Below are 8,210 nucleotides of genomic sequence, written 5' to 3'. Positions count from 1 at the left end.
AAAGTCGCTGCCCAGATGCACTTGTGCTTACCGAAGGTTCGTAGGAAGTGGACAAACGATTGCGAGTAGTAACTCGGCATGTAGGCGCTGGTGTCGATCCACACGTTGGGATGCTTGGCGGGCGACGGCGATGGGATGGCTGTTCATGTGGCTCCCGGTGTCGTGGTTTTCGCATGGGACCGCCCGCCTTCGTGGGCCCCAGGTCCAGCCCGGCAACTCCTCGAGCCGCGCTGAGCGATCGGGATCGAGCATGCCCCGCGCGAAGCGGTTGCGTTGGTCTACGACCCACGCGCCGAGCCGGTCACCGTCGGGGGTGGTGTACGAGGGGTGCATCCGCGTTCATCGCCTCTACTGTCATCGCGATCGCGTCGGCTTTGCCCAGCTGCGGGTCCACCACAACCGCGGTGGGATGAACTACGACAAGGTTATCGAACGCGATTCGCTCGAAGGCAATCCCCGCGTCCAGGCGAGCCTGATCCTCCGGCGAGGGAACCCACTTCAACGTTTGCACCAGCGGCAGGAAGTCGTTCTGCACCCGCACAGGGCACTGCTTGGCCGCATATCCGCCCAGCATGATGGGCTCCTGAACTTCCGTCACCACTCCATCATCACGCCGAAAGCCGACACCCACTCCGCAATCCGATGCAGGCATCCCCTCGCGGCTTGACAGAGGACACCGGCGATTGCGGTGAGAAGGTGGCGCCGATCGTCGTGAACTCGGCCTTCGATGTAGTCCGCATCCACGGCGGCGTCTAAAAACGGCTTCTTCAACGTCTGGCACGACGAAGAGGAGCTGCTCGTCCGCCTGGATGATCACGGTTATCGCGCAGCAATGTCGCTGCGATCCGCTAACGTCCGCTTCGTGCATAGGGGGATATACGAGTCGCTGCTGACGGATCAGCTCAATCAGCAGCTCGAGCAACGGGACGACCTGCAGGCCGAGTACGGCACTGTTGACGAGGCCGAGCAGGCGCTGACGATCGCGCGCCATCTTGCGCCGATCATCGAACGCGCCATGCGTGGCGCCGGCGCCGCTGAGGGCCGCGTAGAACTCGTTCGGCGGATCCTGGAGGTGCTGCCCGACGCTCACGCTGTCGGCGAGGCGCTGCACCAGGTCGAACCGGGCAAGATCACCCGGCTCGACGAGGTGGCGAGCGCGGGCGGCCTTGCTAAGCCTCGTCTCCCACGACCCGCAACTCCGTTCTCCGACGCCGCGCTGATGACCAACGCGCGCAACGAACCCACACTGGCCGCCGAGCTTCGCACCGAGCTCGCGAGCGCCGATCATGTCGACCTGCTGTGTGCTTTCGTCAAATGGCAGGGCCTCCGCCTACTCGAGGATCAGCTCAACGAACTGCGTCGGCGCGGCATCACGCTCCGTGTCATTACAACGACCTACCTCGGCGCCACGGACGCTCGCGCTCTTGATGCTTTAGTCAACGAGTTCGGGGCCGATGTCCGCATCAACTATGAAACCGACCGCACCCGCCTGCACGCTAAAGCCTGGCTGCTGCGGCGCAATACTGGTTTCCATACCGCCTATGTCGGGTCCAGCAATCTGTCCCATGCGGCGCTTGTGGATGGGTTGGAATGGAACGTCCGCCTCTCCGCGATATCAACACCGCACCTCCTGGAGAAGTTTCGGGCCACCTTCGACTCCTATTGGGAGAACAGGGAGTTCGAGTTGTACAGGCCATCGGAGGACGGCGACCGCTTGCGAGCGGCACTCGAGACCGCATCGGGAAATCGAGCGCGTGATGGGATCACCGTCACCTTATCTGGCCTCGAGGTTCACCCCAAGCCGTTCCAAGCCGAAATACTCGAAGAACTTGACGCAGAGCGCACGATTCACGACCGCCATCGCAACCTGATCGTCGCGGCGACCGGAACCGGGAAGACCGTCATCGCAGCCTTGGACTATCGCCGACTCATCCGCGACACCCACGGTCATGACCTCACACTGCTGTTCGTGGCCCACCGCAAGGAGATTCTGCTGCAAGCGCGACGCATGTATCAAGAAGTTCTCACTGATCCCACATTCGGTGAGCTGCTCGTCGACGGACAGGAACCGGCGAACTGGCGTCACGTGTTCGCCAGCATTCAATCTCTCTCGCAAGCAAGGCTTTCCGGCATTACGCCGGATCACTTTGACGTTGTGGTGGTCGACGAATTCCACCACGCCGAAGCCGCATCATATAGGCGGTTGCTTGACCGCGTGCGTCCAATCGAATTGTTGGGACTTACCGCTACCCCCGAGCGCGCCGACGGCGTCGACGTCCGCGACTTTTTCGGTGGCCGGGTTGCCGCAGAGCTACGGTTGTGGGGAGCACTCGAGCAGAATCTGCTGTGCCCGTTTCATTATTTTGGCATCCACGACGGAACAGATCTTGAGTCTGTTCAGTGGCGCCGTGGCGGCTACGATTTGGCAGCTCTGAGTGGTGTGTACACCGGGAACGATGCTCGCACCCGCATAGTGCTGAAGGAACTCGGCGACAAGGTGGCCGACGTTGCGGCCATGCGCGCGTTAGGTTTCTGCGTCAGCGTTGAGCACGCGCGCTATATGGCCCAGCGATTTGTTGAAGCTGGTATTCCTGCCCGCGCGGTATCCGCCGAGACTTCAGCGGCAGACCGCCGCGACGCACTTAATGCGCTGCGCAACCGCGACATCAACATCCTCTTCGCAGTCGACCTCTTCAACGAAGGCCTCGACATTCCAGAGGTCGACACCGTCCTATTCCTGCGCCCCACAGAGAGCGCGACCGTCTTCCTGCAGCAGCTGGGTCGGGGCCTCCGGCTTACCAGAGGTAAAACCGTACTGACCGCGCTAGATTTTGTTGGGCACCAACGCCGTGAGTTCCGATTCGATCAGCGTTTTCGAGCGATGACTGGACTCGGCGGAAAGGCGCTGCAGCGACAGGTCGAGGAGGGGTTCCCGTTCCTGCCGTCGGGCAGTCAGATCGTTCTCGACTCAGTCGCGCAGGATCTCGTGCTAGAAAACATCCGACAGCAGGTCGCTCCGAGATGGGCCGCCCTGGTGTCCGAAGTTCGCGCACATCCAGATAATCGGCTGGCGTCCTATCTTGACGCTTCTGGGCGCGGTCTCGAAGACGTCCTCAAGAACAATCGGTCGTGGACGTCGCTGTGCCGCGATGCGGGCAAGCTCGATTCGGACATCGGGCCGCGCGAGGCAGAATTAGTCAAGCGCGTGCGCGCTGTCGCGCACGTCGACGACCGTCGACGGTGGACGGCCTACCGGTCGATCCTCGACGGCAGCGTTGACATGGACAGCCCTATCGAGCGCCGACTTGCCGAGATGCTGTTCTACTCGTTGAACCCGAATGGCGGCGGATTCGATAGTGCTGCAGCAGGACTCGATGCGCTCCGTGGCGAAGCGGTTGTCGACGAACTACGCGAAGTGATCGATATCGCATTCGACACTGCCCGCCGTAGCACCTACGAGTTGGGCAGCCTCGTCCCCGAGCTCGCCCAAGTACCGCTCGAGGTTCATGCAAGTTATTCCCGAGAGGAAATCCTTGCGGCGCTGGGTTTTGCGTCGTTGCGTCGGACGCCCAGCACCATGCGAGAGGGAGTGGCGTGGTGTGAATCAGCCAACGCCGATGCCTTCTTGATCACGTTGAAGAAGTCCGACAGCGACTATTCGCCGACCACGATGTATCGCGACTTCGCGCTCAGTCCGGACTTGTTTCACTGGGAATCGCAGTCCACCACGTCGTCGCCCTCACCGACTGGGCAGCGGTACATCCATCATCGGGAACGGGGTTCGCACATCCTGCTTTTCGTGCGGCAAGCAAAGACCAACGCTCTTGGCACTTCGCCATATGTGTTTCTGGGTCCGGCTGACTACGTCTCGCACGAAGGGGACCGGCCGATGGCGATCACCTGGCGGCTGCGCCAGTCGATGCCGACAGAGGTGTACCAAGCGTCATCGGTGGCCGTAGCATGAGCAGCACCGAACCCACCGCAGATGTTCACATCGTCTTGGTGGCGTGTGTGAAATCTAAAGAGACTCGAGCTCGTCCGGTATTAACACCCCAGTCATACCTCCCGACACCTTTTGGCCGCTCGTTCGAGCGTGCTGGACATATCTGGACGTATTCGCCAACGACATCGTGGCGGCGCCGTCACAGTGATCGCCGAAACTAAGCGCCCAACTCCAATCCGCCAGCGGCCATGAGCCAGCCGGGACCGTCACACCCCTGAAGAAGGCCCGCACACAGCGCAGACACTGGCGATCCTGACTCTCGGAGAGCTGACCATGGGAGCGACTTGTCCTCTCATCGCCCGGCGCTCGCCCGGTCATCTGCCATGACGGTCTTCACATCTTGCGGTTGGACATCCATAGAACGGCTTTCCCTACCTCGACGAAAACCGACAAGCGAGCGTAGCGCCTCCCGTGTCTCGCGGTCGGTCGAGTAGATGACCGTGCCGATCATCCCGCGAGTCAGCAGGACCTTGTAGACATGACGCACAAGGAGGTTGAACCTATTGTCGGGCAGAGTCTTCGGATTGCGGAAATCGGGATCCCGGTTGGAATCGCGGACTGTCACGAACCGCCCGTCGCGCCACACAAGGTCCGGTCCGAGGATCACGCCGTTCCAGTCGTACTCGAACCCCTGTGCGGTGTAGATACAGCCCACCTGCTCGAATCCTCCGTCGTCGGTGGCCCACAGCGCACTGGGTGGTGCGTCTCCGATTCGCCTGTCGCTCTTGCTGTTCCACGGACGCGACCACGCCCCAATCTGAACGTCGGGGACGAGGGTTCCGTCCTTGCGTGCATCGCTCCACGGCCAGCAATACCCGGCGGTGATACGCGCGGTGTATCCCTTCTGCATCTGGGTTACCAGATAGCGTTCCATCTCCTCAGGCGTCTCAGCGAGGCTGACATGGAACTGCGGATCACCGGACCACACCGTTGGTGGATGATCACCGTCGAGTCCCAGCAGTCGGACCACCCAGTGCACGTATTCCTCGCTCCCGCCGCACCGAAACTGCTCGCCGAGCGCAATGTGCTGAAAGTCGAGTCCGAGGTCCTGAGCGTGGTGCTCGATCTGCTCAAGGGTTCCCATTTCACCGGGACGTACCACCTGGTGCTCATCGAGCAGAAAGACCGGAACCCGGGCAGCGGCAATGAGTTCGTCGATCTGCAGGCGATCGGTCCGTAACTCCGCGCGGGTATACCGGTCGACCGAGGTTTGCCGGATGCGATGCGCCTCATCCATGATCAGAACGTCCAAGCCGTTGGGATCGGCCGTCATGAACTGGTTGAAATATTTAAACAACGCCCGGACCTTCGGTGCTCTGACAGCCGCGACTTTCCTGAGCGTCTGAGTGAACGAGCGTGACCCCGTCGCATGGATGACGGTGCGACCCCGCCGTGCCAGCTCGCCGACAAGAGACAGCGCGATGACGCTCTTGCCACTGCCGGGCCCACCGGTCACCGCGATCACCCGCTTGGCGTTCCCGGCACGCGCGTGCTCCACTGCATGCATAACCAAGTCCACCGCCAGCTGCTGGTTTCCGATCAACCGGAACTGCGAGCGGTCGCGGATCTCCGCAGCCGCAAGCTTCAGCAGCTGTTTCGACGGTGCCACGGGAGAGTTGATCAACAAATCAGCCGCCTGCCGTCCGGGGACCGGAGCAAGCCTCGACCGAAGGAAGTCGAACATGGCTCCCTTGTCGGCGGCAGTGAAGAGTCGGCCCGTCGTTGAGACCGGAACGGCGAGTAGTTCCTTGACGAGAGCGGGATCGGATGCGTTGTGCAGGTAGGCCATTCCTGCCACCGAATCAGGACGGTCTGCTATCACTCGGGCGAAGTCGAGGAGGTACTCGCAGTAGCCTCGCACCTGAATCACGGGATGCGACCGCGGTCCCCCTGGGACACCCGGAACTTCGACGATCTCCGGGTCACCTTCGAAGGTGTAGGCGGCTGACCACTGCTTCAACTCGACGATGACGTATGACGCCTCTCCGGTTCGGGGGTGGGTGCCGGCGAGGACAACGTCGGCACGCTGAGATGTGAGCGGAAGGTGATATTCGACCAGCATCTCGACATCGCCGAGGCCGGCATCGGCAAGGTCCGCGGCCAAGACTGGGAGGCTGCGCTTCCAAGAGGACTGCTCGGCCGGCGCCGCACGCCGGCCAGTTCGGTACAGCATCTGCTCCAGCATCTGCTCAACCAATGACTCAGGCGTCATACCAATAAGACGATTCGCGGTCGTCCGGATGAGTGTCACGTCGAGTTCCCCAAGGCAGCACGAACACAGTCGTGCGGGTGGGGACATATCCGAGCCGGCTACAGGTGACCGAGGAAGTCCGTCGGACCGCAGAAATCATGCTAGGCCAAGGTGGTCTCGAATCCGCCGCAATATTCGGTCATGCGCGATCCCGTCGTCCGCTGCGGGCCGCCTGGCGTATCAGGCCTGTTCCGCGGACGATCTAGTGGTCGCCCGTGCGACCCCGCGGTTGGATCAACGGCCGAAGTCGCCGTGGCGCACCCGTCGCTGTTTGCCAATCTTGCGTAGCACGGCCACCGGCGCTTTGGTAGCACGGCCGGCGCCGCGGCGCTTGTGCGGCTTGCACATCCCGCAGCCACGCCGGGAGCGTGAGGGGTGATGAGAAGGCATTCGGGGCCCAAAGACGCTCTCGATTCGAATCGGTTCGGCTGGCATTCAGCCGACGGCGGAGAACTGGCGCGCCGCGGCAAGAACCGAGGCACCGTCCGTTTCCAAGTCGCCGTCCCGCAACACCCGCGCGGGCGATCGGTCCTCGAGGATTGGGTTGAGACCCTGGAACCACGCCTGGGCGACTTCCTTGCGATCCCGGTCGGTGATCATCCGCGCCGCACGGTACGCCAACCGAAGCCGTTCCACATCAGCAGCGTTGGCGATCTCGCGGCTGCCCTCTGCCCACTGGCGCACAGCGCGGGTTTCCTTGACTTTGCCCAGGTAGGCAACGAGTTTCGCCCCCAGGAGTTCTCGCAACGCGGTTACCAGCTCGGGGGTCGACATGGTCACCGCTTCCCGGTACGCGATCAGATCGGGTCGTGCGGATGTCACCGTCATGTCAGCCACCTACTCCACAATAGACATCAACCCAAAAAAACAGGCTCATACCACATTAAAACACAGATATATCACATCATAGATCACAGGCATAAAACCGGGGACGGTTCATATCGCCCCGCGGCCGCCATTTCAGCGCGGGCGGCGGCGCGACAACGCTACGGTGGTCCCAATCACGTGGGAGAGGTCGGGGTCTGAGCCGATGGACCTGCTGGAGCCGTTGGACGTGGCGATGATGGCGGCCGAGCTGCTGTCCGACCCGATGCACGTCGCCGCGCTGCTGATCCTGTCGCCACCCGCCGACGCGGGCCCGGGGTACGTCGACGAGCTGTACCGCGATGCGCTGACCAGCACCGCTGAGCTTGATCCGCGATTTCGCCGGCACCCGCACGTCGGCGTCGACACCGCAGGCGTCTGGGTGTGGCGCAGCGACGACAACATCGACATGCGCGACCACATCCAGCGCCGCACGCTGCCTGCGGGCGCCGATCGCGAAGCGCTGGGGAAGCTGATCAGCGAGCTGCACAGCGAACGGCTCGACCGGTCGCGACCGATGTGGATTGCGTATCTCATCGACGGTCTCGAGGACGCTCGATTCGCGTTGTACATCAAGGTGCACCACACCGTGGTCGACGGCGTCGCCGGACTCAACATGATCGCCGGTGCGATGACCACCGACCCCGATCGCCGGGCAATGCCGCCGCTTTACACCATCGCGCCGGGGCACCCAGCCGAGCGTGCCGCTGCCTCACGCGGACTGATCCCCAACCCGTTCTCGCTGGTGCGCTCGGGGGTGAACGCCGCCACGTCGGGTCTGGGTTTTGTCCGCCAACTCGCCCTCGGCGAAATATCGACAGTCGTCGCCAGCCTCGCGGCGAGGAATACCGTGCTGCCGTTCGGCGCCCCCTACACCAGGTTCAACGGCCGGCTCGGCCGCGAGCACGCCTTCGCGGGGGCCAGCTGGCCGAAGTCGCGCATCCGAGCCGTGCAGAACGCGGCCGGGGTGACCGGCAACGATGTGGTGACCGCCGTGGTGGCGGGGGTGTTGCGGGAGTGGCTCACCGCGCACGACGAGCTGCCCCACAAGTCGCTGGTGGCCATCTGCCCGGTAACGGTGCGCAGCCGCGA

At 62.8% G+C, this 8,210-nt stretch carries 6 protein-coding genes; 2 read left to right on the top strand and 4 right to left on the bottom strand.

Annotation, left to right across the window (positions count from 1 at the left end; translation table 11 throughout):
* Window positions 1-27 precede the first annotated feature (27 nt).
* Both ACLP9N_RS00465 and ACLP9N_RS00460 read right to left on the bottom strand, forming a co-directional pair.
* Complete coding sequence (locus tag ACLP9N_RS00465; RefSeq protein WP_442405556.1) at window positions 28-333, bottom strand: helicase associated domain-containing protein; 306 nt, start codon at window positions 331-333, stop codon at window positions 28-30.
* Window positions 302-598, bottom strand: coding sequence for a hypothetical protein (locus ACLP9N_RS00460; protein ID WP_442405555.1), 297 nt, complete (start codon window positions 596-598; stop codon window positions 302-304). Before ACLP9N_RS00460 ends, ACLP9N_RS00465 begins: the two co-directional genes overlap by 32 nt.
* A 264-nt stretch (window positions 599-862) precedes the next feature.
* Between ACLP9N_RS00460 and ACLP9N_RS00455 the strand changes: the two genes are divergently transcribed.
* Window positions 863-3,964: a DUF3427 domain-containing protein gene (locus ACLP9N_RS00455; protein ID WP_442405554.1), complete on the top strand. Its 3,102-nt coding sequence runs from the start codon at window positions 863-865 to the stop codon at window positions 3,962-3,964.
* Window positions 3,965-4,295: 331 nt separating this feature from the next.
* Here ACLP9N_RS00455 and ACLP9N_RS00450 read toward each other — a convergent pair whose 3' ends face one another.
* Window positions 4,296-6,215, bottom strand: coding sequence for a DNA/RNA helicase domain-containing protein (locus tag ACLP9N_RS00450; protein WP_442405553.1), 1,920 nt, complete (start codon window positions 6,213-6,215; stop codon window positions 4,296-4,298).
* Window positions 6,216-6,689: 474 nt separating this feature from the next.
* Window positions 6,690-7,082: a hypothetical protein gene (locus ACLP9N_RS00445; protein WP_442374580.1), complete on the bottom strand. Its 393-nt coding sequence runs from the start codon at window positions 7,080-7,082 to the stop codon at window positions 6,690-6,692.
* Between the two features lie 202 nt (window positions 7,083-7,284).
* Here ACLP9N_RS00445 and ACLP9N_RS00440 point away from each other — a divergent pair.
* Window positions 7,285-8,210: wax ester/triacylglycerol synthase domain-containing protein (locus ACLP9N_RS00440; protein ID WP_442405552.1), on the top strand; the 926-nt coding region annotated here is incomplete at its 3' end.

The sequence above is a fragment of the Mycobacterium sp. genome (genome assembly GCF_052144515.1).
Classification (GTDB): Bacteria; Actinomycetota; Actinomycetes; order Mycobacteriales; family Mycobacteriaceae; genus Mycobacterium.
The sequence above is the reverse complement of the archived record's forward strand: the minus strand, read 5'-3'. Positions and strand labels throughout refer to the sequence as shown.

Bases quoted from the DNA above. Each gene is read 5' to 3' on its own strand.
- ACLP9N_RS00465 (WP_442405556.1), bottom strand. From the start codon at position 333: ATGCACCCCTCGTACACCACCCCCGACGGTGACCGGCTCGGCGCGTGG.
- ACLP9N_RS00450 (WP_442405553.1), bottom strand. From the start codon at position 6,215: ATGACGCCTGAGTCATTGGTTGAGCAGATGCTGGAGCAGATGCTGTAC.
- ACLP9N_RS00445 (WP_442374580.1), bottom strand. From the start codon at position 7,082: ATGACGGTGACATCCGCACGACCCGATCTGATCGCGTACCGGGAAGCG.